Origin of the sequence: Pseudomonas sp. NKUCC02_KPG, from assembly GCF_019345465.1 — a bacterium.
In the GTDB taxonomy this organism is placed as follows: Bacteria; Pseudomonadota; Gammaproteobacteria; order Pseudomonadales; family Pseudomonadaceae; genus Aquipseudomonas.
In genome coordinates this window covers 146,870-169,108 of sequence record NZ_JAHKRC010000001.1, presented here as the reverse complement: position 1 = coordinate 169,108, position 22,239 = coordinate 146,870, and the positions used below count along the sequence as shown (strand labels likewise).

Below are 22,239 nucleotides of genomic sequence, written 5' to 3'. Positions count from 1 at the left end.
GCGAAATTAGGAGCCCCGTACATGAGCAACATGAACCACGAACGTGTCCTCAGTGTTCATCACTGGAACGACACCCTGTTCAGCTTCAAGTGCACCCGCGACCCGGGTCTGCGCTTCGAGAACGGTCAGTTCGTGATGATCGGCCTGCAACAGCCCAACGGCCGTCCGCTTATGCGTGCCTACTCGATCGCCAGCCCGAACTGGGAAGAGCATCTGGAGTTCTTCAGCATCAAGGTGCCGGATGGCCCGCTGACCTCCCAGTTGCAGCACTTGAAGGAAGGCGACGAGATCATCATCAGCAAAAAACCTACGGGTACGCTGGTGCTGGACGACTTGAAGCCGGGCAAGCATCTGTACCTGCTCAGCACCGGTACTGGCTTGGCGCCATTTATGAGCGTCATCCAGGACCCGGAAACCTACGAGCGTTTCGAAAAAGTGATCCTGTGCCACGGCGTGCGTTACGTCAATGAAGTCGCCTACCGCGAGTTCATCACCGAGCACCTGCCACAGAACGAGTTCTTCGGCGAAGCGCTGCGTGAAAAGCTGATCTACTACCCAACCGTGACCCGCGAGCCGTTCGAGAATGAAGGCCGTCTGACCGATCTGATGCGCAGCGGCAAACTGTTCAGCGACATCGGTCTGCCTCCAATCAACCCGCAGGACGACCGTGCCATGTTGTGCGGCAGCCCGAGCATGCTCGACGAAACCAGCGAGGTGCTGAACAGCTTCGGCCTTAAAGTTTCGCCACGTATGCGTGAGCCGGGTGACTATCTGATCGAGCGCGCCTTCGTCGAGAAGTAAACCGCACCGATCAAAAAAATGTGGGAGCGGGCTTGCTCGCGATTGTGGAGTTCCAGTCACCGCACAGGTGTCTGAAAGACCGATATCGCGAGCAAGCCCGCTCCCACATTGCGTTTCAGATCACTGCTTGGGAATTACCTCAAGCACCCGGATCGTGCCGGGTTCAGGGTAATGCCAGCGTACGTCCAGATCCCAGAACTGCGCGCCGTACTCTCGTTCGGGGGTGGGCGTCTGGTAGGCCGGGCGCGGGTCTTGCGCCAGGCATTGCTCAATCAGTGCCACCAGCGGCTCCTGGAGGCGTAGAGCCTGTGTATGAGCCTGTTGCAGGGCCGTATCGGCCCACGCCACGGGAATCAACACCGGTGCCGCGCTGGCCATGCCATTGCTGGCATCGGCAATGATGTCCGCGTAAGGCACATAGGGTTTGATATCGAGAATCGGCGTGCCGTCGAGCAGGTCGATTCCTGAAATCCACAAGCGATTGGCTTCAACCTTGTCCAGCTTGACCACAGACTGACCGATGCCATTCGGGCGGTGGGTGGCGCGGGTTGCAAACACTCCCATCGACTTGTTGCCGCCCAGCCGTGGCGGGCGTACTTTTAGTCGGGGTTTGTCTTCGAGCGCTTGATGGAACACGAACAAAAGCCAGACATGGCTGACCTGCTCCAGCCCTTGCACCGCATCGCCCTGATCGAAAGGCGCGACCAGTTCCAGCACGCCACGGGCGGCCGGAGCCAGTTGCGGCTGACGGGGGATCGCGAACTTCTCCTTGAAGCAGGAGCGCACAAATCCGATGGGGGAGACGGTATAGGTCATCGAAAGAAACCTTGTAGTCGCTGCCGCAGGCTGCGATGGGCTGCGGCAGCGGCCCTTGGTAGATAAGGACTTGAAGATCTTTCAGATCTTATCGCAGCCTGCGGCAGCGACTACAAAAGCGATAGTGTTTTCAGTCGCGAACGCGCAGGGTCAGGCCTTTCAGGAAGTTGCGCAGCAACTGGTCGCCACAGGTGCGGTAGTTGGTGTGGCCGAACTTGCGGAACAAGGCGCTCAGCTCAGGCTTGGATACCGGAAAACCAGCAGCCTTGAGGATGGCGTGCATGTCGTCTTCCTTGAGTTCGAAGGCCACGCGCAGTTTTTTCAGGATGATGTTGTTGGTCACCGGCAGCTCAACAGGCATCGGTGCACGGCTTTCGTCCTTGCCGCGCTTGAAGATCACCAGGCCATCAAGAAAGTGCGCCATCACGTCGTCAGGGCAACGAACAAAACCTTCTTCTTCGTCTTTTTTCAGGTAGGTCAGTACGTCTTCCTTGGTGACTTCAAGACCACCAAGCTTGATGATTTCGACAACCTTGTTGTCGCTGATGTCGAGCATGTAGCGCACGCTACGCAGTACGTCGTTATGAATCATGTGGGTAATCCTGATATTCAGCAGTGAGCACCGCAGGCATTGCTGCGGTGTCGAAATGTTCGGTGTGGGGCTTAGAACTTTTCTTTGGCGCTCATGTAGCGCCATTGGCCAACGGGCAATTTACCCATCGACACGCCACCAATACGGATCCGGCGGATAGAGATGACCGTCAGGCCGACGGCCTGGCAGAAGAGTGCAATGACCCCCGGCTGCGGATTTTTCATCGCAAAGCGCAGGCGGTTTTCACTCTGCCAGCTGGCCTTGACCGCGGGCAGCTCGCGACCCTTGTAGGTCATGCCATGATTGAGGCGGTTCAAACCGTGGGGTGCCATCTCGCCAGAGACTTCAACCACGTACTCCTGCTCGATCTTGTTGGCATCGGCCGTCAGCTTGCGCACGATTTTCCAGTCTTGAGTAAACACCAGCAGGCCGCTGGCGTTGGCTTGCAGCTCGTTGCCAACGCTCAGGCGCAGGAAGTGGCCTTTTAGCGGGCGCTTGCCGAAACGGTGCTCCTCGCTCAGGGTTTCAGGGCCGATCAACGCCAGGGCGCTATCAGTGTCCAGGCCCGCCGGGGCGTTCAACAAAATGGTCACCGGTTCTGGCGCAGTAGCCTTGGCCTCTGGGTCCAGCTCGACTTTTTGGTTGTCGACCTTGAATTGCGGCTCGTCGATGACTTCGCCATCTACCGTGACCCAGCCACCTTCAATGAACAGTTCGGCCTCACGGCGGGAGCAGCCGACGAGTTCGATGAGGCGTTTGGAGAGACGTATCGGTTCAGACATGACAGGGGCCGTATAGGAATTGGGCGGCTATTGTACCCGCCTGGCGCCGGTTAAGCCCGGCAACATTTGCCTTATGCACGTGCTGGGCGTTTATACCGCAGGTGCAGCAATGGATACGGTTGGCCCAGGCCGTCTTTTTCGCAGCGCCCGGTGACCTCAAAACCTTGCTTGAGGTAGAAGCCAATGGCTTGCGGGTTCTGCTCGTTGACGTCGAGGCGCTCGGCATTCAGTTCGTTGATGGCGAACATCAGCAGGCACCTGCCTATGCCTTGGCCCCGGTAATCGGGGTGGATAAACAGCATTTCCACCTTGCCTCCCGCTACGCCCGCAAAGCCGGTTATGCGTTTGCTGACGGGATCCTTGCAGCAGATCAGCATCACGGCATCCAGGTATTGATCTTTGACCAGACCCCGTAACAGTTGGATATAGCTGTCAGGCAAAAAGTCGTGGGTAGCCCGTACCGATGCTTCCCACACGTCGGTCAGTTCATCGAAGTCTGTAAGGCGTGGCGTATGAATAACCCATTGTTGTTGCATCAAGCGTGTCTCCTGACACAGGTTGGGATAGCGATGGATTAACGATAGTCGTAAAAAAAGCCCTGGCGCGAGTGCGGCAGGGCTTTTTGAGAGGCAGTTGCGGTTTAGATCACTTCAGCCCACAAGTCATACTCGTCGGCGTCGGTGACGCGACACATGATCTTGTCACCCGGCTTGATGTCTTTTTCGGTAGCGATAAACACGTTGCCGTCGATTTCCGGTGCGTCGAAGAAACAGCGGCCAACAGCGCCTTGCTCATCAACTTCGTCGATCAAGACTTCGATTTCCTTGCCGATTTTCATCTGCAGGCGTGCGGCGCTGATGGCCTGTTGGTGGGCCATGAAGCGGTCCCAGCGATCCTGCTTGACGTCGTCCGGCACGATGGCCGCGTCCAGCAGGTTGGCGGGGGCGCCTTCTACTGGCGAGTACTGGAAGCAACCCACGCGATCCAGTTGCGCTTCGGTCAGCCAGTCGAGCAGGTACTGGAAGTCTTCTTCGGTTTCACCCGGGAAGCCGACGATGAAGGTCGAACGGATAATCAGGTCCGGACAGATCACGCGCCAGTTTTTGATGCGGGCCAGGGTCTTGTCTTCAAACGCAGGGCGTTTCATGGCCTTGAGCACTTTGGGGCTGGCGTGCTGGAACGGGATGTCCAGGTACGGCAGGATCTTGCCGGCGGCCATCAGCGGGATCAGTTCGTCAACGTGCGGGTACGGGTAAACGTAGTGCAGGCGGACCCACACACCCAGCGAGCTAAGCGCTTCGCAGAGTTCGGTCATGCGGGTCTTGACCGGGGCGCCGTTCCAGAAACCGGTACGGTACTTAACATCAACGCCGTAGGCGCTGGTGTCCTGGGAAATCACCAGCAGTTCTTTTACGCCAGCCTTGACCAGGCGCTGGGCTTCGTCGAGGACGTCACCCACCGGACGGCTGACCAGCTTGCCGCGCATCGACGGGATGATGCAGAAGCTGCAGCTGTGGTTGCAGCCTTCGGAAATCTTCAGGTAGGCGTAGTGACGCGGCGTCAGCTTGATGCCTTGAGGCGGCACCAGATCGATCAGCGGGTTGTGATCCTGGCGCGGTGGCACCACCTGGTGCACGGCGTTGACCACTTGCTCGTACTGCTGCGGGCCGGTCACGGCGAGCACGCTTGGGTGCACGTTGCGGATGTTGCCTTCTTCGACACCCATGCAGCCGGTCACGATGACCTTGCCGTTTTCCTTGATGGCTTCACCGATCACTTCCAGGGATTCAGCTTTCGCGCTGTCGATGAAGCCGCAGGTGTTGACCACAACGACGTCAGCGTCCTGGTAGGTGGAGACGACGTCGTAGCCTTCCATACGCAGCTGCGTAAGGATGCGTTCGGAGTCGACCAGCGCTTTCGGGCAACCCAGGGAAACAAAGCCAACCTTCGGGTTGGCTGGCTTGGTGGTAACGGTGGACATGGCGAACCTCGGTATGTAGTGACGTTACATGCCCGTAAAGGCTGCACGACGAACGGGCGCTTTGGGCCTGCTGGCGCTCTGTTGAAATGATCAACCAAGCGGTAACAGGCTCTTGTGCGCCTCTGATCAAAAAAAGTGCGCAATTTTAGCTATGGTCAACGTACTTGACCAGCGTTATACGGGGATTTACGACGAGTGCTGCGCTATGCTGCGCGCCGTCGCGAAAACAGGGTTTTCAATCACCCGAATTTCGTGGATCAGATTCGCAAAATCAGCGCATGCTGCTGATCAAATGTAGCGCAAACCATTAAGAAACGCGGTCCATGGTCGTAGGGGTGGTTGATGGGGCAGGCAAGTAGTCAGGCGGCAGAAGACGGTCACTCAAAGGCCAGGCCCATAGGGATGCTGGTTGCAGCGGTCGGCGTGGTGTACGGCGATATTGGTACCAGCCCCCTGTACACCCTCAAGGAGGTGTTTTCCGGCGGGTATGGAGTGCAAGTCAACCATGACGGTGTGTTCGGAATTCTGGCGTTGATTCTGTGGTCGCTGATCTGGGTGGTCTCGATCAAGTATGTGCTGTTCATTCTGCGGGCAGACAACGAAGGTGAGGGCGGCATAATGGCCCTGACCGCATTGGCGCGGCGTGCTGCTTCGCCCTATCCCAAGCTGCGTTCGGTGTTGGTGATCCTGGGGCTGATCGGTGCTTCGCTGTTTTACGGCGATAGCATGATTACTCCGGCGATCTCGGTATTGTCAGCGGTCGAAGGGCTTGAACTGGCGTTCAGCGGGCTGGAGCGCTGGGTCGTGCCGCTGGCCCTGATCGTGCTGGTGGCGCTGTTTTTGATCCAGCGCCGTGGCACAGCCACTCTGGGCAAGCTGTTCGGTCCGATCATGGTGCTGTGGTTCGTCGTGTTGGGCGGGCTCGGTATTCATGGCATCGCTCAACATCCTGAGGTGCTCAATGCGCTGAACCCCGTGTGGGGCGTGCGTTTCTTCGTCTCGCACCCCGGTATGGGCGTGGCCATTCTGGGCGCCGTGGTGCTGGCGTTGACCGGCGCTGAAGCGCTGTATGCCGACATGGGCCACTTTGGGCGCAAGCCGATTGCCCGGGCCTGGTTCATCCTGGTGTTGCCTGCGTTGGTGCTCAATTACTTCGGGCAGGGTGCTCTGCTTCTGGAAAACCCCGAGGCTGCCCGTAACCCGTTCTATTTGCTGGCACCCGCCTGGGCGCTGATTCCTCTGGTAGGCCTGGCCACGCTGGCCACGGTGATTGCCTCCCAGGCAGTGATTTCCGGGGCCTTCTCCCTGACCCACCAGGCGATTCAGCTCGGTTATATCCCGCGCATGCATATCCAGCACACCTCCAGTGCCGAGCAGGGGCAGATTTACATCGGTGCGGTGAACTGGTCGCTGATGGTCGGGGTGATTTTGCTGGTACTGGGATTTGAATCCTCGGGGGCCCTGGCGTCGGCCTACGGGGTGGCGGTGACCGGCACCATGCTGATCACCAGTATTCTGGTGTCGGCGGTGATGCTGTTGCTGTGGAAGTGGCCGCCGATTCTGGCAGTGCCTGTACTGATTGGCTTTCTGTTGGTGGACGGTCTGTTCTTTGCCGCCAACGTACCCAAAATTGTGCAGGGTGGGGCCTTCCCGGTGCTGGCGGGGATTGTGCTGTTTATCCTGATGACCACTTGGCGTCGCGGCAAGCAACTGCTGGTGGATCGCCTTGACGAAAGTGCGCTGCCGTTACCGCTGTTTATCAGCAGTATCCGGGTGCAACCGCCGCATCGGGTTCAAGGGACTGCGGTGTTTCTGACGGCCCGTCCGGACGCGGTGCCCCATGCGCTGTTGCACAACCTGCTGCATAACCAGGTGCTGCACGAGCAAGTGGTATTGCTGACGGTGGTCAACGAAGATTCGCCCCGGGTCCCTGCTTCGCGGCGTTTCGAGGTGGATTCGTATGGAGATGGCTTCTTTCGGGTGATCCTGCACTTTGGTTTCATGGACGAGCCGGATGTGCCTGAGGCGTTGAAGCTGTGCCATCTCGATGAGCTGGATTTCAGCCCTATGCGTACCACTTACTTCCTTAGCCGGGAGACGGTGATTGCGTCCAAGCTGGTGGGTATGGCGCGTTGGCGAGAAGGGTTGTTCGCGTTCATGCTCAAGAACGCCAACAGCAACTTGCGCTTCTTCAAGCTGCCACTTAACCGGGTTATCGAGCTGGGGACCCAGGTCGAGATGTAGTCGCGTTCAGGTCGCCAATAAAAAGCCCCGGCTCGTGAGAGTCGGGGCTTTTTTGTGCAGGAGGGAGGCGTTTTTGTGGGAGCGGGCTTGCTCGCGATACAGGCGCCGCGGTTTGCCTGATAAACCGCAGCGCACCCATCGCGAGCAAGCCCGCTCCCACAGGTTGCTTACTCGGCAGTCGTCTGATGCTTCTTGATCAGGTCTACGAGGCGCTGGGCCAGGGCCGGGTAGTTTTCGTCGAAGTGGTGTCCGCCGGGCAGTTTCAGGCTTTCGCCTACGGCTGTCTTGGCGGTGCAGCCGCTTTCATCCACCTCTTCTGCGCCATAGATGCATACCACTTTGCTGGCAGGCAGCTTGGACATTTCCTCGCCCGTATCGGCTTCAGCGCCGGCTTTGCCGAGCCAGCCATCGACATGGATCTCAAAGCTGCCACTGCGGGCAAATGCCAGGAGCATGATGGCGTCGACCCGCTTTTGCTCGGCTTCAGGCAAGCGATTGTAAGTGGCAGGCAAAACGTCAGCACCAAACGAGTAGCCCACCAGTACAAAGCGCTGGGTGCCCCACTTCTGACGGTAATGCTGCATCAGTTCGGTCAGGTCGGTGGCGCTTTGCTCGGGTGTTTTGTGCTGCCAGTAGTAGCGCAGCATGTCGATGCCGACCACCGGGTAGCCGATCTTGGCCATTTCACCGGCCACATCGCGGTCCAGGTCTCGCCAGCCACCGTCACCGGACAGGAACAGGGTTACGGTGCTGTTTTGCTGGCCTGCGGGCACTTCGACCACCGGCATGCTCAACCCGCCGTTTTCATCGCCTACCAGTATTTTGCGCAGTTCGTTGCTCAGTACCTGCGGGTAATGAATGTCGTAGTCGCTGATGCTGGTCTGAGCGTTTGGTTGATCACGTACGAACGCAGCGCTCGGGTCGTCAGGGTTGTCGTTCCAGGCCACCAGCCAGTTGCCGTGGGCAGCGGTTTTTGGAACGGGCAGGGCGCAGCCGGGCTCTTCAAGTTTGAAACCGACCGACACGGCCTGGGCCTTGTCATTGGTCTGCTCGGCCAGCCAGCGCCAAGCCAGGGTTGCACCCGGACCGATACCGCTGACCAGCGTCGCTGGGCCCTTGAGTTGTTGCAGTGCAGTTTGCAGGGCTTGCTGCTGCAGGGTGCAATCATCTTTGGGCAGAATCACCTGCACGACCTGTGCTTTGCCGCCACGGCTCAAGGCCACTAACTGCTTGTCATTGAGCGCTTCTTCGGCGGGGGTGGCGATCACCACCCGGGCCAGGGCTTTCTGACCGGGAGTGACGTTGGTCAGGGTCGAGCCATCGGTTTGACTCAGGTGTTCAATTGTTGGCTCAGGCGCGGGGCGATTCCAGAACCAATAGCCGCCTGCAGCCAGTGCGACCAGAACTATCAAGGCAAGCAACAAAAACCGCCAGGAACGATGTTTCATTAACGTTTCACCAATCCAGTCAAGCCGCCTGCAATCAGGGCGGCGGTATCAGCCAGCGCTACCAGCGGATCAAGTCCGGCGGGCACGGCCATGTAACGAGGTTCCCAGTCGGGCTGGAATTTATCTTTGAAGCGGCGCAAACCCTGGAAGTTGTACAGGTGCTCGCCGCGCTGGAACAGCATCGACCCCAGACGCTGGGTCAACGGTGCGCCGCGTCGGGGTTGCAGGCCGGACAGAGGTACCATTCCCAGGCTGAAACGTGCGTATCCATGCTTTTTATAATGCTGAATCAAACCCACCATCATGAATTCCATGGTCAGTTTTGGCGCTTCGGGGTGCGAGCGCATCAGGTCGAGGCTCGACAGCTCATGGCTGTGGGTTTCAAGCAGGTTGGCGAAGGCTACCGGCTTGCCTTCAAAGCGAATAATTGCCACGCGAAAGTGCTTGATGTAGTCCTCGCTGAAGCGACCCAGGGAGAAGCCTTTTTCCCGTACGTTTTTGCCGGTAAGCCAGGCATCCGAAATGGCCTTGAGTTCATCCATCGGGGCCTCACCCGGTTCGTGGATTTCCAGTGACAGACCGTCACGGGTGCCACGGTTCCAGGTGTAGCGCAGGTCTTTCATCTCTTTGCCCTTGGCTTCGAGATCAAAGCGGTGCAAGTCGACCCGGGCTTCTTCTCCGAGCTTGATCGCGGTCAGGCCAATGTCCATGTAAAACGGCAGGTTCTCGGCGCGGACCTGATAGAACACGGGGCGGGCGTGAAAGGTGTCGCACAGGTCGCGAAATTGCCAGATCAGCTCGGCACGCTGCTGGGGCGGTCCAATCGGGTCGTACAGTGCTACCAGGCTGCGCCCGCGGCGGGCGTACATCAGGAAGGCATTTTCATCCGGGTGGAACAGCAGGGCCTTGTCGCCGGTCAGGGCCAGGCCACCATCGGGCTGGTCGGAGGCCAGGATGATTTTTCCGGCTTTTTCCAGCTCTGCGGCATCGGGCAGGAGAATCACCGGGCGTGCGGTTCGCAATAGCCAGGTCAGCGATACGATCACCAGCAGCACGGCTGCGCCCAGCAACGAGCGCAGGCCCCGTGGGGCGTCCGAGTCGAGGGTGAACTGCCACCACAGTTGATGGCTGTAAGGAACGTCCTGATAGGCGAACAGCAACAGCCAGATCGAGGCGCCCAGCACGCAGACACTGGCCACCAGATACAGGGGTGAAAACGGCAACTCGGTCAGGCGGCTCGGACGGTAAAACGAGCGGCGGAACAGCCCCAGCAGGCTGGCGGTCAGGACCAGGATAGTGGCTTCTTCCCAGTCAAAGCCTTTGAGCAGGGAAAGCACGGCGCCGACCAGCAGCAGAATCGTGGTCAGCATCCAGGCAGCGGACAGGCGCCGGCGCAGGCCTTGGGCAAGCAACAGACACAGCACGCCGATAAGGCTGGCGCCAAAGTGTGATGCGTCAATCAGGCGGTGCGGGATCAGAAAGCCGATGTGCTCAAGGCGTGTGTCAATTTCGGGAGTGGCCCCGGAAAACAGCAGCACCACGCCGGACATAAATACCAGGACCGCCAGAACCGGAGCGGCCAGGCCCGAGGCAACCCGCAGGCTTTGTCGGGTATGGATCAGGCGTTGGGCTTCGTTCAGCAACAACAGCAGGCAGGCAATCAGCAGCGGCAGGATCACATAGATCATGCGGTACAGCAGCAGGGCAGCCGCCAGAGGTGCTGCGCCGAGTTTGTCGGCAAAGGCGGCCAGCAGGATGGCTTCGAAAACCCCGACACCGCCGGGCACGTGGCTGAGTACGCCAGCAGCCAGCGCCAACAGATACACCAGCATAAAGGCGCCAAAAGGTGGCGCTTCGGGTAGCAGCAAATACAGCACGGTGGCCGCTGCAGCGACGTCCAGGGCTGTAATGACTAATTGCAGGAAGGTCAGGCGCGGGCTTGGCAAGCGTAATGTGCGACGCCCGGCCTTTACCAGCAGGTTGTCCGGGATCGGTTGCTCAGGAAGGCGGCGGCGATAGATGCCGAGTGCCAATAACCCGAACAGGGCCAGAACCGCGAAAGCAATTGCACCCAGTATATAAGCCGGGATGTGCAGGGCGGCGGAGGCGGCGGGCAAGTTGCTCAACGTTGCCAGTGCTGCCAGTGGCGGCAAGGCACAGCCCAGTGACAGGCTGGCGAACAGCGTCATGTGGGCGACTTCTGATGCGCCTACGCCATGACGTGCATACAGGCGATATCGCACGGAGCCGCCGGACAGCAGCGACAGGCCGATGGCATTGCCGATGGCAAAGGCGGTGAAGCCGCCCAATGCCAGGGTTTTAGGTGGCAGCTTGACCCCGGCATACCGGCTGGCGGACCACTCATACCCCAGCAGTATCACAAAGCCCACGGCAGTCGCGGCCACTGCACCGAGGAGGGCGGGCTTGGGGACTTCCAGGATCGAGTCGTGCAGGGCGTACAGGTCAAGTTCGCTGAGCAGGTGGCGACAGGCAATCAGTGCTATCGCAAACAGCAACAAAGTGATTGCCAGACCAATGGGTTGGCGATACTTGCTCAGCAAATCCAGCCAGCGCAAACGAGTTGCGGCAATCGGGTGGGCTGCTGTGACGGCTTCTTTAAGTTCTGGCGAATTATCGGGCATCAATCACCTCGTGGATCGTGCGCGATAGGATGGAGGCATAGGCTCAAGTTACCAATCCTTTTGGTGAAAATATTTCTAAATATGTTTGGCTGTTTGCCTGAGGTTCAGGTTTGGCCTGTACAAAAAGGGTAATTATTGCCGGACAGCATAGACGACGGGACTTTCAGGAATATGACGTTGAGCGTCAATAACCGTTTTCCCCATACTTTTCGAGCGCGCACAAAAAAGGCCACTCTTTCGAGTAGCCTTTTTTGATGTTTGGTTGCGGGAGCCGGATTTGAACCGACGACCTTCGGGTTATGAGCCCGACGAGCTACCAGACTGCTCCATCCCGCGTCTGTGTGGGCGCATTCTACAGAGGATCGTGCGGGTGTCAACCTTAAATGTCGTAAGCGGTTGAAATACCCGGTTTTAATTCCTCCGGCTCGTGACGTGCAGAAGGCGGGTAAAACACCCGGGCACAAAAAAGGCCACTCTTTCGAGTAGCCTTTTAATGTTTGGTTGCGGGAGCCGGATTTGAACCGACGACCTTCGGGTTATGAGCCCGACGAGCTACCAGACTGCTCCATCCCGCGTCTGTGGGGCGCACTCTACAGTGATGAGTGGGGGAGTCAACCTTTAATGCATAAATGACCTGAATAAGATCAAAACAGGCCTGTTTTTGGGTGGGGGCAGTTCGGTCTGTTGCAGCTGCCGAGGAACGAAGGCTGCGTTCGGCGGCGAAGCCGTCGCAAGTCAGGCGAGCTACAAAACAGGCGCGCACAAAAAAGGCCACTCTTTCGAGTAGCCTTTTTCGATGTTTGGTTGCGGGAGCCGGATTTGAACCGACGACCTTCGGGTTATGAGCCCGACGAGCTACCAGACTGCTCCATCCCGCGTCTGTGGGGTGGATTCTACAGCGATCCGCTGGGCTGTCAAACCTTAATTTAGAAAAATTCGTTCTGCGTCAATTGGTTAGATAGAAAATCCGGTTATAAAAAGGCCTGCAGGCCATGTTCCATATGGGGTGTAGCTCTATTGACGGGCAAGATTCGATTGAAAAAACAAATTCAATGGCGATATTTCCCACGTCTGTCGGGGAGAGTCGAGACCACTGGTGCTATATACAGTTGGTGGTGACATACTGGCAATCCGCATTGCCTACTCCCCTGAAGAACGTCGCCTTACATGACGCAGCGCAAAATCATCCACGTCGACTGTGACTGTTTCTATGCCGCTATTGAGATGCGCGATGACCCGAGCCTGGCAAACAAGCCGATGGCAGTCGGGGGTTCGGCTGACCGTCGGGGGGTAATCTCGACCTGTAACTACGAGGCGCGGGCTTATGGTGTGCGCTCGGCGATGGCGTCCCGGCATGCACTCAAACTGTGCCCGGATCTGATCATCGTTAACGGCAGGATGGATGCCTATAAAGAAGCGTCGAAAGAAATCCACGGCATTTTGCGCGATTACACCGACTTGATAGAGCCGCTGTCATTGGATGAGGCTTACCTGGATGTGTCTGATAGCCCGCATTTTTCGGGCAGTGCCACGCGCATTGCCCAGGAAATTCGGCGCAGGGTCTCCAATCAACTGCACATCACCGTCTCGGCGGGTGTAGCACCGAACAAGTTTCTGGCCAAAATTGCCAGCGACTGGAAGAAGCCCAATGGGCTGTTCGTCATTACTCCGGATCACGTTGAAGATTTCGTGTCGGCGTTGCCAGTCAACAAGTTGCATGGCGTGGGCAAGGTCACGGCGGACAAGCTGGGGCGGTTGGGGATTGAGACCTGCCTGCAGTTGCGTGACTGGAACAAACTGGCACTTGTGCGTGAGTTCGGCAGTTTCGGTGAGCGATTGTGGGGGTTGTCGCGGGGGATTGATGACCGTCTGGTGCAGAGCGACAGTCGACGTCAGTCTGTTAGCGTGGAAAATACCTACGATACCGATTTGCCGGATCTGGCCAGTTGCCTGGAAAAACTACCGGAGTTGCTGGAGACGCTGACTCGCCGCATTGCGCGTATAGACAGCAGTTATCGTCCAGGCAAGCCGTTCGTCAAAGTCAAATTCCACGATTTTACCCAGACCACGCTGGAGCAGTCCGGTGCCGGGCGTGACCTTGAGAGTTATGAGGGATTGTTGAGCCAGGCGTTTGCACGCGGCGCCAAGCCCGTTCGATTGCTCGGGCTTGGCGTGCGTTTGCAGGATTTGAACAGCGGGTTTGAGCAGCTGGAGCTGTTCAAGGGGTAGGCAAATAACTGTAGTCGCTGACGAGGTACGAGACTGCGATGAGGTGGGGGGCGAGGCAGCCCCAGAACACGAAGAGCCTGCGGCCCTTCTCGCAGCCTGCGGCAGCGACTACAAGGGCATGTGTCAGCTGACGCCCGGATCCGCCACCAGCCGCCCGGCATCCTTGGTCAGAGAATGAAGGAACTCACGTTGTAGCTCGGGATCGTTGCGTGTGAGTTCGATCAGGCTTTGTTCCAGCTCGCTGGCTTCTTCTTCCAGTCCCAGTTCTGACAAGCGCTTGACCCGATGTACCCATTGGGTGACGTCGTCGCCCTCCAGGTCGTCGTAAATCAGGTTGTGCGCTTCAAGCAGCTTGCCACGCAGGTTGCTGCTGATCGACAGGGTTGAGTTCGAGTGGGTCTCGTCCTGAGCGTCTTCAACCATGATGGTCAGCTTGCCGATGTGATTGAGGTCTTGCTCGGCAAAAGGGCTGTCCAGCAGGTTGAGGCGCAATACACCGTTGCGATCAGTCGTCAGCTCATGAGTCTGCTTGCCAGCCTTGACCACAACCGGGCGTTCCGACCAGGGCAAGCTTGAATACTCCAGGCGCTTGTCGCGCTGAACATCATCAATACCGGCCAGGTTCTGTTCGGCGCGACCGTGGGACTGCACGTTCATTGCAGGGTTGATGCCCGCAAAGCCGTAGTTGATCCAGTCTTTGGTCACGCTGTCAGGAAGTTGCCCGAACATGAACACGTTAAGCACATTGGCACCCACCCCTGCGACGATAGCCACCGCCCCCAGCGGAATCTCATAGACTTCGCGCCAGGGCTGGTACGGGGTGTAGCGGTCGTAATGGCGCGTGACATCGAACTCGGTGACCTCAAAGGTCTTCTGTTCATTGATGCGCACACGGCGTTGCGGCAGCTCAAGCACTGCTGGCGAGCCAACATCGATCAGGAGGCTGTGGGCGAGCAGCTTTCGCTCGATTCGCTCCTCGTGCTCACTGCGTTGCGACATGTGATTGGCACAGCCGCTCAGCAGCAAGGTGCCGCACATGGCGGCACCTGCGAGGGTTAAGGTACTTCGCTTGAACATGACGCCTCTATCTGGTTTCAGCGAGCGATACGGGCTTGAAGGAAGGCAAGCACATCAGCAACGGGCAGGGCTTGAGGCTCTGCTTCGGTGCGGCTCTTGTATTCCAGATTGCCTTCTGCAAGGCCACGGTCACTGACCACGATCCGGTGAGGGATGCCGATCAGTTCCATGTCGGCGAACTTGATACCCGGGCTGGTTTTCTTGTCGCGGTCGTCCAGTAGCACTTCAAAGCCTGCGGCCGTCAGTTCGGCATAGAGCTTGTCGGTGGCTTCGCGTACGGCTTCGGTCTCGTAGCGCAGTGGAACCAGTGCGACCTGGAAAGGTGCCAGGGCATCGCTCCAGATAATGCCGCGCTCGTCGTTGTTCTGCTCGATGGCTGCTGCCACGACGCGGGAAACACCGATGCCGTAGCAACCCATTGCCAGGGTTACCGGCTTGCCGTTTTCGCCCAGCACTTGGCACTTCATCGCTTCGCTGTACTTGGTGCCCAGCTGGAAGATGTGACCCACTTCGATGCCGCGCTTGATTTCCAGTGTGCCCTTGCCATCCGGGCTCGGGTCGCCAGCGACCACGTTGCGCAGGTCGGCAACGGTCGGAACCGGCAGGTCGCGTTCCCAGTTCACGCCGAAGTAGTGCTTGTCATCGATGTTGGCGCCCACGCCGAAGTCGCTCATCAATTCGACCGAACGGTCAATGATGCACGGCAGCGGCAGGTTCAGCGGGCCCAGGGAGCCTGCACCGGCGCCGATGGCGTCACGTAGTTCTGCGTCCGAAGCCATGACCAGCGGGCTTGCTACCAGCGGGTGGTTGCCAGCCTTGATTTCGTTAAGTTCGTGATCACCGCGAATAACCAGAGCGATCAGCTTGCCTTCTTCGGCGGCGTGAACAATCAGGGTCTTGACGGTTTTTTCGATGGCCAGGTCATAGCCATCGACCAGTTGGGCGATGGTCTTGGCATCTGGCGTGTCGACCAGGCGCAGCTCCTGGGTGGCAGCAGGGCGCGAGGTTTCGACTGGAACGGCTTCGGCTTTTTCGATGTTGGCCGCGTAGTCGGAACCATTGCTGAACACGATGTCGTCTTCGCCAGACTCGGCCAGAACGTGGAACTCGTGGGAACCGGCGCCGCCGATGGAGCCGTTGTCAGCTTCAACCGGACGGAAGTTCAGGCCCAGGCGGGTGAATACATTGCAGTAGGCCTGGTGCATGCGGTCATAAGTGACCTGCAGCGAAGCGTTGTCGACGTGGAAAGAGTAGGCGTCCTTCATGATGAACTCGCGGCCGCGCATCAAGCCGAAGCGCGGGCGGGTTTCGTCACGGAATTTGGTCTGGATCTGGTACAGATTGATCGGCAACTGCTTGTAGCTGTTGAGCTCGTTGCGGCACAGGTCGGTGATGACTTCTTCGTGGGTCGGGCCTACGCAGAACTCGCGACCATGGCGATCTTTCAGGCGCAGCAGTTCGGCGCCGTATTCTTCCCAGCGACCGGATTCCTGCCACAGCTCAGCTGGCTGGATGCTCGGCATCAGCACTTCAAGAGCACCTGCAGCGTTCATTTCTTCGCGAACAATGGCTTCGGCCTTGCGCATGATCCGCAGGCCCATGGGCAGCCAGGTGTACAGGCCGGAAGCAAGTTTGCGAATCATGCCGGCGCGCAGCATCAGCTGGTGGCTGATAACGACCGCATCGGAAGGCGTTTCTTTCTGTGTGGCGAGCAAATATTGGCTGGTGCGCATGGTTAGTCGTGGCCGTTGCTGATGACTAGAAATGACCTCGCATTGTACGGGCGAGATCAGTTTGCGTACAGCGCGGGCGGGGGAGAGTGCTTCCCCCGCAGATTTATGGCTGTTTTTCGAGGTCTACAGCGGGCTTCTGGCGGGCCCGGCGGCTTTCCTGAAACCAGTGCAGGCTGATCAGCAGCAAGGTAGGGATGCCCATCAGTGCCGTGATGATAAAGAAGTTGTGATAGCCGAACTTTTCCACCAGAACCCCTGAATAGCCGCCCATCAGGCGTGGCAGCAGTAGCATGATGGAGCTGAGCAGGGCGTACTGGGTGGCCGAAAACTTGAGGTTTGTCAGGCTGGACAGATAGGCGACGAATGCAGAGGTGGCGAGGCCGGAGCTGAAGTTGTCGAGAGAGATAGTGACGATCAGCATGTCCAGGTTCGGGCCCATGTCTGCCAGCAACATAAATAGCAGGTTGGTGCTTGCTGATGCCGCCCCTCCAATCAGCAGGATCGGCAAAATGCCGAAGCGCACGATAAGCAAACCGCCCATGCCAGCGCCAACGAGGGTCATGATCAAGCCGAAAATCTTGCTGACCCCGGCGATCTGGTCCTTGGTGAACCCTTGGTCGATATAGAACACGTTGGCCATCACGCCCATGACCGTGTCAGACATGCGGTAAGTGGCAATCAGGCCCAGCAGCAGAAGGGCTTGCCAGCGATAACGCAGGATAAAGTCATTAACCGGTGTCAGGACTGGCGCCAGCCCGCGTCGTCCAAAGGTCGAGAGGCACAGCACCGTGAGCAGCGTGTACAGGATGGCGCGCAGAAATGCCCTGTCTTCAAGCACCAGTGTCATCGGGCTGACGCCCTCGAACAGGACGCCTGCAAAATCGGTGTTGTAGAGCTGCGTGAACATCGCCGGTACTGAAACAAGCAAGACGATCAGTACGAATACAGACGCCAGCTGATGGCCAAAACTGTAGCGCCCGGCCGACAGTTGGGTGCGCAGCGGTACCGGGGGCTCGCGCATGAACAGGGTGGTGAGCAGTGCTGGCACCATGAGCAGGCCGAACAGCACATAAGTACCGGTCCAGGCCGAATGTTTGTAGTTAAAGCCCGTCGAGCCGAAGCCCTCGGCAAAGAACAGGGCGCCTGCGGTGGCCAGCAGGGCTGCCACGCGATAGCCGGACATATAACTGGCAGCGAGCGCAGCCTGACGATTGTCTTCTGCGATTTCCAGGCGGTAGGCATCCACGGCGATGTCCTGGGTCGCCGAGGCGAAGGACACGACCACCGCGATGGCAATCAGCCAGGAGAGGTGTTTTTGCGGGTCGCAAAAGCCCATGCCGATCAGGCCCAGGATCACCAGCGACTGCGACAGCACCAGCCATGAACGACGCCTGCCAAGTTTTCCGAGCAGCGGTAAACGCCATTGGTCCAGCAGCGGGGACCACACCCATTTAAAGGCGTAAGCCAGACCGATCAGGCTGGCATAGCCAATGGTTTCACGGGCCACACCGGCTTCGCGCAGCCACACGGAGAGCGTTGAAAAAACCAGCATGTACGGCAAACCGGCGGCAAAACCGAGCAGTAACAGCACAAGGGTTGAGGGGCTGGAATAGGCAGCTAGCGCTTCGCGCCAGGTTTTACGGGGCATGGACTGGAGTCTGCCTCTGGTTGCGGAAACAAAGGGCGCACTCTAACCGCAGTGCTCTATCGGGCGCCAGCCATGACGTTGCATATCCACGCGATTATTCATGATGCTCAGGCCCTCGGCGCGCAAACGCGCACGCTGTTCATCACCCGACGGGCTACCTGCTGGCAAACTGATACGGCCACCAGCGGCAAGAACCCGATGCCAGGGCAGGCGCGTGCCTTCAGGGAGTTGGCTAAGCGTTCGCCCAACCCACCGTGCAGCTCGACCCAGACCAGCCAGTTCGGCAAGCTGGCCGTAGGACACCACATAACCTGCGGGCACCATCATCAAGGTTGAATACAGTGCTGTACGGCGAATTTCGGCGGGGCTTTGAGGGGTGTCGATGAGTGTGCTCACGGCGGGCTTCTGGTCGGCGGAAAGGGGGCTTGCGCTGTTAACTCAACTATAGAAGGAACTCCAGCACAATGAGCCGGTCTTTCTTTCTCAAGGGCGTGTCCATGGGGATAATGCCGGCATTCTTTCGCACTCCTGAGTTTCGCATTTGCTTATGCTGTCCAGAACCCTGTTATGCCTTGCTGCCCTGAGTCTTACTGCGCCCGTGCTTGCCGATACGGTGTGGTTGAAAAATGGCGACCGTCTGACCGGCAAGATCAAAGTATTCGACGGTGGCAAGTTGCTGATCCAGACCGAATACGCGGGTGCCGTGCCCATTGACTGGAAACAGGTCAAAACCCTTGAGAGTGATCAGGAACTGCTGGTCAAGCAGGATGCCTACACCGGAGAGAAAGCCAAGTCGTTGCAGGCAGCCGAAGATGGCCGCGTAACCCTGGCCAATGGCGAAGCGCCGAAAACCGTAGAGCTGGCCAGTATTCAGCAAATCCTCAAGCCCAAGCCAGTGATTGAAGACCTGGTCTGGAAAGGCAATGTCGATGTGGCGCTGGACTACAAGCGGGCCGACAAGGATACCGACGATTACGACATCGACTTCAAGACCACTGCTCGTCACGGTGCCTGGCGGCATCATGCAGAAGGCGAATACAACCGCGAGTTTCAGAACGATGTTGTCACGACGGACAACTGGACTGCCGAATACGCGCTTGACCACTTCATTGATGAAAAGTGGTACTGGCAAGGTCGTCTGACTTATAACCGTGACCGGGTCGAAGACGTTTCACGCCAGCGCACGATCGGTACTGGTCCGGGCTATCAGTTCTGGGATGACGAGCTGGGTGCGTTCTCCCTGGGGTCGCTGATCAACCGCACGGACTATGAATATTCTGACGGCAAAAAAGATAACTTCTATTCGCTGGCCATGAAGTGGGATTACAACCGCTACTTGCTGGGCAAGACAGTGTCGATCTTCACCAATGGTGAGTTGGGCAAGTCGCTGGAGAGTACGTCGGACTACAGCCTCGATTCCGAAATAGGCTTGCGTTACAAGGTGACCGAGTGGGCATCGCTCAATCTCAAGGCCGAGAAAGACCTGATTGGTGGTTCAAGCGGCTCTGATAACTCCCTCAACAAGACTCGCTACACCATGGGATTTGGCGTGACCTGGTAATAGCTCACGTCGTGGCCGCTGCCGAAGGAGCGCAGCTTCGTTCCTTCGGCAGCGGCTACAGGTTGCTCTAGATCCGCAAGCCGCCATCAAGCTCCAGAATCCGCCCGGTGTAGTAGTCGTTCTCAAAAATGTAGGCCGCGGAATGGGCGATTTCTTCAACCTTGCCCATGCGCTTCAACGGGATGCCGGAAGTCATCTTTTCGAGGGCTTCGGGTTTCATGCCCAGGGTCATTTCGGTTTCGATAAAGCCTGGGGCAATCCCGGCCACCCGAATGCCGTAGCGTGACAGCTCTTTGGCCCAGGTCACCGTGGCTGCGGCAACTCCGGCCTTGGCTGCCGAGTAGTTGGTCTGGCCTACGTTACCGGCGCGCGAGATCGACGAAATGTTGATAATCGCGCCCTGACTGTTGAGCTCGATCATTTTTGCCGCGACCTCACGGGTGCACAGGAAAACGCCCGTCAGGTTGACGTCGATCACCGCCTGCCATTGCGCCAGGCTCATCTTGGTCATCACCCCGTCCTTGACCTTGAGCAGCAGTCCGTCGCGCAAAATGCCGGCGTTGTTTACAAGACCATTGATCGCGCCAAAATCTTCTGCAATCTGGGCAACAGTTTGCGTAACCTGTTCTTCATCTGCGACGTTACACAGGTAAGCGCGGGCCTCTACACCGTGTGCCTGACAAGCCGCGACCGCCAATTCAAGCTTTTCCGGATTGAGGTCGACCAATGCCAGCCTCGCGCCCTTGGCAGCCAGATACTCAGCCATTGCACGGCCCAGCCCTTGGCAGCCGCCAGTGATAATGATTACTTTGTCTTTTAGTTGCATGGGTGCCCTGATCTCGACCGTTATCGACGGATTTTTTATTAAGGAGTCATAAGTTGAGCGTTGAAGCTGCCAAGCATGCCCGAGAATTACTGCTCAAGGAATACCGCGGAGCCCTGTCGACCCAGTCCAAGGCCATGCCGGGTTTTCCCTTTGGTTCCGTGGTGCCTTATTGCCTGGATGAGCAGGGGCGCCCGTTGATTTTGATCAGCCGTATTGCCCAGCACACCCATAACCTGCGCAAGGACCCCAAGTGCTCGCTGATGGTAGGCGAGCGGGGGGCTGAAGATGTCCAGGCCGTTGGGCGCCTGACGTATCTGGCCGAAGCCGAGCAGTTGACCGAGGCTGCAGCGATTGCCGCCGCAGCTGAGCGCTACTACCGCTATTTCCCTGAGGCCAGGGGCTATGACACGGCCCATGATTTCGACTTTTGGGTGCTTAACCCGGTCAGGCACCGTTATATAGGGGGGTTCGGGGCTATTCACTGGCTGGATCAAGTCACGCTGGCCAACCCCTTTGCCGGGCAGGTCGAGGTGCGTATGGTGGAGCACATGAACGCCGACCACGCCAACGCCATCGAGCATTACGTCAAATTGACCGGTCTACCGCTAACAACGCCAGCTACGCTGGTGGGTATCGACAGCGAAGGCATGCATTTGCGTATCGGTGAAGGCCTGCATTGGTTGGGCTTTCCCGAGCCTTGCAATACTTCGACACAGGTGCGCGAAGCGTTGGTTTTATTGGCGCGTGCTAGTGAATGGCCGAAAAAACAGACGACCTGACCTTGAATTTTCACAGGCGCGCCGTCATCTAGGTTTGGTTGGAAGATATTCTTCCGGAGAGGAATCATTTGATGCGCGCTTTTCTATTGCTCTTTCTGTTATTTCCAGTGCTAGAGCTGTACGTCTTTTTCAAGGTCAGCACCGCTATCGGGTTTTTCCCTGCGTTGCTGCTGATCATTGCCGGCTCCATGCTGGGTGTTCTGGTGGTTCGCGTTGCAGGTCTGGCCACTGCGCTCAGAGCGCGCGAAAGCCTCAATCGCGGCGAGCTGCCTGCTCAGCAAATGCTTGAAGGTCTGATGCTGGCCCTGGGTGGCGGCCTTCTGGTGCTACCGGGCTTTATCAGCGATGCGGCCGGTCTGTTGTTGCTGTTCCCGCCGGTTCGTCGTTTCCTGGTCAACCGTCTGCGCAAGCGTGCAGAAGAACAAGCCATTCGCCAGCGTGCGTTTGCCGATGACTTCGAGGCTGTAGCTCGCCCTCGATCCCAGCAGCCTTTGGGGCGTGAGCCGAATGTGATCGAAGGCGAGTTCGAGCACCGCGACAAATAAGGCTTTGGCGTTATCAACACGGCACCTTGGGTGCCGTGTTTGTTTTTCGGTCAGGCACAAGGTTAAAAATTTCATGGGCGTGCCCTTGTAATAAGTGGATGCGCCCTTATGTAACGGACACCGCAGGGTTTTACTGGCAACAGCACATCCCTTCAGCGAATAGCACCCGGCATTTCCGGATTTGCAAACCCCGCCGGTATTGACACCGGCCGATGAACACCACAATTAGGAGAGATCGACAATGAAGCTTCGTCCTCTGCATGACCGCGTCGTAATCCGTCGCAGCGAAGAAGAAAAGAAAACCGCTGGCGGTATCGTTCTGCCGGGTTCTGCTGCCGAAAAAGCCAACAGCGGTGAAATCCTCGCTGTCGGTACTGGCCGCGTTCTGGACAACGGTGAAGTACGTGCGCTGGCCGTGAAAGTGGGTGACAAGGTTGTGTTCGGCCCTTACTCCGGCAGCAACACTGTGAAAGTCGACGGCGAAGACCTGCTGGTTATGGCTGAGAACGAAATTCTCGCTGTAATCGAAGGCTGA

Annotated in this window: 19 protein-coding genes and 3 tRNA genes; 7 read left to right on the top strand and 15 right to left on the bottom strand. The window is 58.0% G+C overall.

From position 1 onward, the window contains the following. Nucleotides 1-21: 21 nt before the first annotated feature. Nucleotides 22-801, top strand: a complete 780-nt coding sequence (gene fpr / locus KO536_RS00775) for a ferredoxin-NADP reductase (protein WP_019827846.1) — start codon at nt 22-24, stop codon at nt 799-801. 120 nt (nt 802-921) lie between these two features. On the opposite strand, the gene tsaA is transcribed toward fpr, so the two are convergent. The 5 genes from tsaA to rimO form a co-directional block, all read right to left on the bottom strand. Beyond that, the gene (gene tsaA, locus KO536_RS00770; RefSeq protein WP_133075817.1) at nt 922-1,617 is read right to left on the bottom strand and encodes a tRNA (N6-threonylcarbamoyladenosine(37)-N6)-methyltransferase TrmO; all 696 of its coding nucleotides are present in this window, start codon (nt 1,615-1,617) and stop codon (nt 922-924) included. Nucleotides 1,618-1,747: 130 nt separating this feature from the next. Next, the gene (locus tag KO536_RS00765) at nt 1,748-2,209 is read right to left on the bottom strand and encodes a DUF1456 family protein (protein WP_095003025.1); all 462 of its coding nucleotides are present in this window, start codon (nt 2,207-2,209) and stop codon (nt 1,748-1,750) included. 71 nt (nt 2,210-2,280) lie between these two features. Continuing rightward, a complete protein-coding gene (locus KO536_RS00760) occupies nt 2,281-2,991 on the bottom strand; it encodes an rRNA pseudouridine synthase (RefSeq protein WP_133075816.1) in 711 nt (236 codons plus the stop codon). A 71-nt stretch (nt 2,992-3,062) separates the two neighbouring features. Next, nucleotides 3,063-3,527, bottom strand: coding sequence for a GNAT family N-acetyltransferase (locus tag KO536_RS00755; RefSeq protein WP_133075815.1), 465 nt, complete (start codon nt 3,525-3,527; stop codon nt 3,063-3,065). Between the two features lie 104 nt (nt 3,528-3,631). After that, nucleotides 3,632-4,972 carry a 30S ribosomal protein S12 methylthiotransferase RimO gene (gene rimO / locus KO536_RS00750; protein WP_133075814.1) on the bottom strand — a complete coding sequence of 447 codons (1,341 nt, stop codon included), beginning with the start codon at nt 4,970-4,972 and terminating at the stop codon, nt 3,632-3,634. Between the two features lie 342 nt (nt 4,973-5,314). On the opposite strand from rimO, the gene KO536_RS00745 reads away from it, so the two are divergent. Then, on the top strand, nt 5,315-7,216 hold the full coding sequence (locus tag KO536_RS00745) for a potassium transporter Kup (protein WP_133075812.1): 1,902 nt from the start codon (nt 5,315-5,317) through the stop codon (nt 7,214-7,216). 167 nt (nt 7,217-7,383) lie between these two features. Here KO536_RS00745 and KO536_RS00740 read toward each other — a convergent pair whose 3' ends face one another. From KO536_RS00740 to KO536_RS00720, 5 genes are all read right to left on the bottom strand, one after another. Further along, a complete protein-coding gene (locus tag KO536_RS00740; RefSeq protein WP_133075811.1) occupies nt 7,384-8,664 on the bottom strand; it encodes a virulence factor family protein in 1,281 nt (426 codons plus the stop codon). Next, the gene (mprF, locus tag KO536_RS00735; protein ID WP_219260774.1) at nt 8,664-11,306 is read right to left on the bottom strand and encodes a bifunctional lysylphosphatidylglycerol flippase/synthetase MprF; all 2,643 of its coding nucleotides are present in this window, start codon (nt 11,304-11,306) and stop codon (nt 8,664-8,666) included. The genes KO536_RS00740 and mprF overlap by 1 nt, the downstream gene beginning before the upstream one ends. A 259-nt stretch (nt 11,307-11,565) precedes the next feature. Continuing rightward, nucleotides 11,566-11,642 (bottom strand) — tRNA-Met (locus KO536_RS00730). Nucleotides 11,643-11,804: 162 nt separating this feature from the next. Continuing rightward, nucleotides 11,805-11,881 (bottom strand) — tRNA-Met (locus KO536_RS00725). 226 nt (nt 11,882-12,107) lie between these two features. Beyond that, a tRNA-Met gene (locus tag KO536_RS00720) sits at nt 12,108-12,184 on the bottom strand. A 289-nt stretch (nt 12,185-12,473) separates the two neighbouring features. On the opposite strand from KO536_RS00720, the gene dinB reads away from it, so the two are divergent. After that, nucleotides 12,474-13,535 carry a DNA polymerase IV gene (dinB, locus tag KO536_RS00715; protein ID WP_133075809.1) on the top strand — a complete coding sequence of 354 codons (1,062 nt, stop codon included), beginning with the start codon at nt 12,474-12,476 and terminating at the stop codon, nt 13,533-13,535. A 123-nt stretch (nt 13,536-13,658) separates the two neighbouring features. Here the strand turns inward: dinB and KO536_RS00710 are convergent, their stop codons facing one another. The 4 genes from KO536_RS00710 to KO536_RS00695 form a co-directional block, all read right to left on the bottom strand. Continuing rightward, on the bottom strand, nt 13,659-14,612 hold the full coding sequence (locus tag KO536_RS00710; RefSeq protein ID WP_219260772.1) for a hypothetical protein: 954 nt from the start codon (nt 14,610-14,612) through the stop codon (nt 13,659-13,661). 17 nt (nt 14,613-14,629) lie between these two features. Beyond that, nucleotides 14,630-16,345: a proline--tRNA ligase gene (locus KO536_RS00705; protein WP_133075807.1), complete on the bottom strand. Its 1,716-nt coding sequence runs from the start codon at nt 16,343-16,345 to the stop codon at nt 14,630-14,632. 103 nt (nt 16,346-16,448) lie between these two features. Next, nucleotides 16,449-17,993: an AmpG family muropeptide MFS transporter gene (locus KO536_RS00700; RefSeq protein WP_133075806.1), complete on the bottom strand. Its 1,545-nt coding sequence runs from the start codon at nt 17,991-17,993 to the stop codon at nt 16,449-16,451. A gap of 42 nt (nt 17,994-18,035) precedes the next feature. After that, nucleotides 18,036-18,389, bottom strand: coding sequence for an MGMT family protein (locus KO536_RS00695; RefSeq protein ID WP_133075805.1), 354 nt, complete (start codon nt 18,387-18,389; stop codon nt 18,036-18,038). Nucleotides 18,390-18,540: 151 nt separating this feature from the next. Between KO536_RS00695 and KO536_RS00690 the strand changes: the two genes are divergently transcribed. Continuing rightward, nucleotides 18,541-19,554 (top strand): DUF481 domain-containing protein, encoded by a 1,014-nt coding sequence (locus tag KO536_RS00690; RefSeq protein WP_133075804.1) that lies wholly within the window; start codon nt 18,541-18,543, stop codon nt 19,552-19,554. A 67-nt stretch (nt 19,555-19,621) separates the two neighbouring features. Here KO536_RS00690 and KO536_RS00685 read toward each other — a convergent pair whose 3' ends face one another. Continuing rightward, a complete protein-coding gene (locus KO536_RS00685; RefSeq protein ID WP_046808918.1) occupies nt 19,622-20,380 on the bottom strand; it encodes an SDR family oxidoreductase in 759 nt (252 codons plus the stop codon). A 53-nt stretch (nt 20,381-20,433) separates the two neighbouring features. Here KO536_RS00685 and KO536_RS00680 point away from each other — a divergent pair, with 53 nt between their 5' ends. The 3 genes from KO536_RS00680 (at nt 20,434) to KO536_RS00670 (ending at nt 22,239) form a co-directional block, all read left to right on the top strand. Further along, nucleotides 20,434-21,159, top strand: a complete 726-nt coding sequence (locus tag KO536_RS00680) for a HugZ family protein (protein WP_219260771.1) — start codon at nt 20,434-20,436, stop codon at nt 21,157-21,159. A gap of 71 nt (nt 21,160-21,230) precedes the next feature. Continuing rightward, entirely contained in the window at nt 21,231-21,704 is a 474-nt protein-coding gene (locus KO536_RS00675; RefSeq protein WP_219260769.1) for an FxsA family protein, read from the top strand. A gap of 241 nt (nt 21,705-21,945) precedes the next feature. Beyond that, nucleotides 21,946-22,239 (top strand): co-chaperone GroES, encoded by a 294-nt coding sequence (locus tag KO536_RS00670; RefSeq protein ID WP_019827816.1) that lies wholly within the window; start codon nt 21,946-21,948, stop codon nt 22,237-22,239.

Bases quoted from the DNA above. Each gene is read 5' to 3' on its own strand.
- fpr (WP_019827846.1), top strand. From the start codon at position 22: ATGAGCAACATGAACCACGAACGTGTCCTCAGTGTTCATCACTGGAAC.
- tsaA (WP_133075817.1), bottom strand. From the start codon at position 1,617: ATGACCTATACCGTCTCCCCCATCGGATTTGTGCGCTCCTGCTTCAAG.
- KO536_RS00765 (WP_095003025.1), bottom strand. From the start codon at position 2,209: ATGATTCATAACGACGTACTGCGTAGCGTGCGCTACATGCTCGACATC.
- KO536_RS00760 (WP_133075816.1), bottom strand. From the start codon at position 2,991: ATGTCTGAACCGATACGTCTCTCCAAACGCCTCATCGAACTCGTCGGC.
- KO536_RS00755 (WP_133075815.1), bottom strand. From the start codon at position 3,527: ATGCAACAACAATGGGTTATTCATACGCCACGCCTTACAGACTTCGAT.
- rimO (WP_133075814.1), bottom strand. From the start codon at position 4,972: ATGTCCACCGTTACCACCAAGCCAGCCAACCCGAAGGTTGGCTTTGTT.
- KO536_RS00745 (WP_133075812.1), top strand. From the start codon at position 5,315: ATGGGGCAGGCAAGTAGTCAGGCGGCAGAAGACGGTCACTCAAAGGCC.
- KO536_RS00740 (WP_133075811.1), bottom strand. From the start codon at position 8,664: ATGAAACATCGTTCCTGGCGGTTTTTGTTGCTTGCCTTGATAGTTCTG.
- mprF (WP_219260774.1), bottom strand. From the start codon at position 11,306: ATGCCCGATAATTCGCCAGAACTTAAAGAAGCCGTCACAGCAGCCCAC.
- dinB (WP_133075809.1), top strand. From the start codon at position 12,474: ATGACGCAGCGCAAAATCATCCACGTCGACTGTGACTGTTTCTATGCC.
- KO536_RS00710 (WP_219260772.1), bottom strand. From the start codon at position 14,612: ATGTTCAAGCGAAGTACCTTAACCCTCGCAGGTGCCGCCATGTGCGGC.
- KO536_RS00705 (WP_133075807.1), bottom strand. From the start codon at position 16,345: ATGCGCACCAGCCAATATTTGCTCGCCACACAGAAAGAAACGCCTTCC.
- KO536_RS00700 (WP_133075806.1), bottom strand. From the start codon at position 17,993: ATGCCCCGTAAAACCTGGCGCGAAGCGCTAGCTGCCTATTCCAGCCCC.
- KO536_RS00690 (WP_133075804.1), top strand. From the start codon at position 18,541: ATGCTGTCCAGAACCCTGTTATGCCTTGCTGCCCTGAGTCTTACTGCG.
- KO536_RS00685 (WP_046808918.1), bottom strand. From the start codon at position 20,380: ATGCAACTAAAAGACAAAGTAATCATTATCACTGGCGGCTGCCAAGGG.
- KO536_RS00675 (WP_219260769.1), top strand. From the start codon at position 21,231: ATGCGCGCTTTTCTATTGCTCTTTCTGTTATTTCCAGTGCTAGAGCTG.
- KO536_RS00670 (WP_019827816.1), top strand. From the start codon at position 21,946: ATGAAGCTTCGTCCTCTGCATGACCGCGTCGTAATCCGTCGCAGCGAA.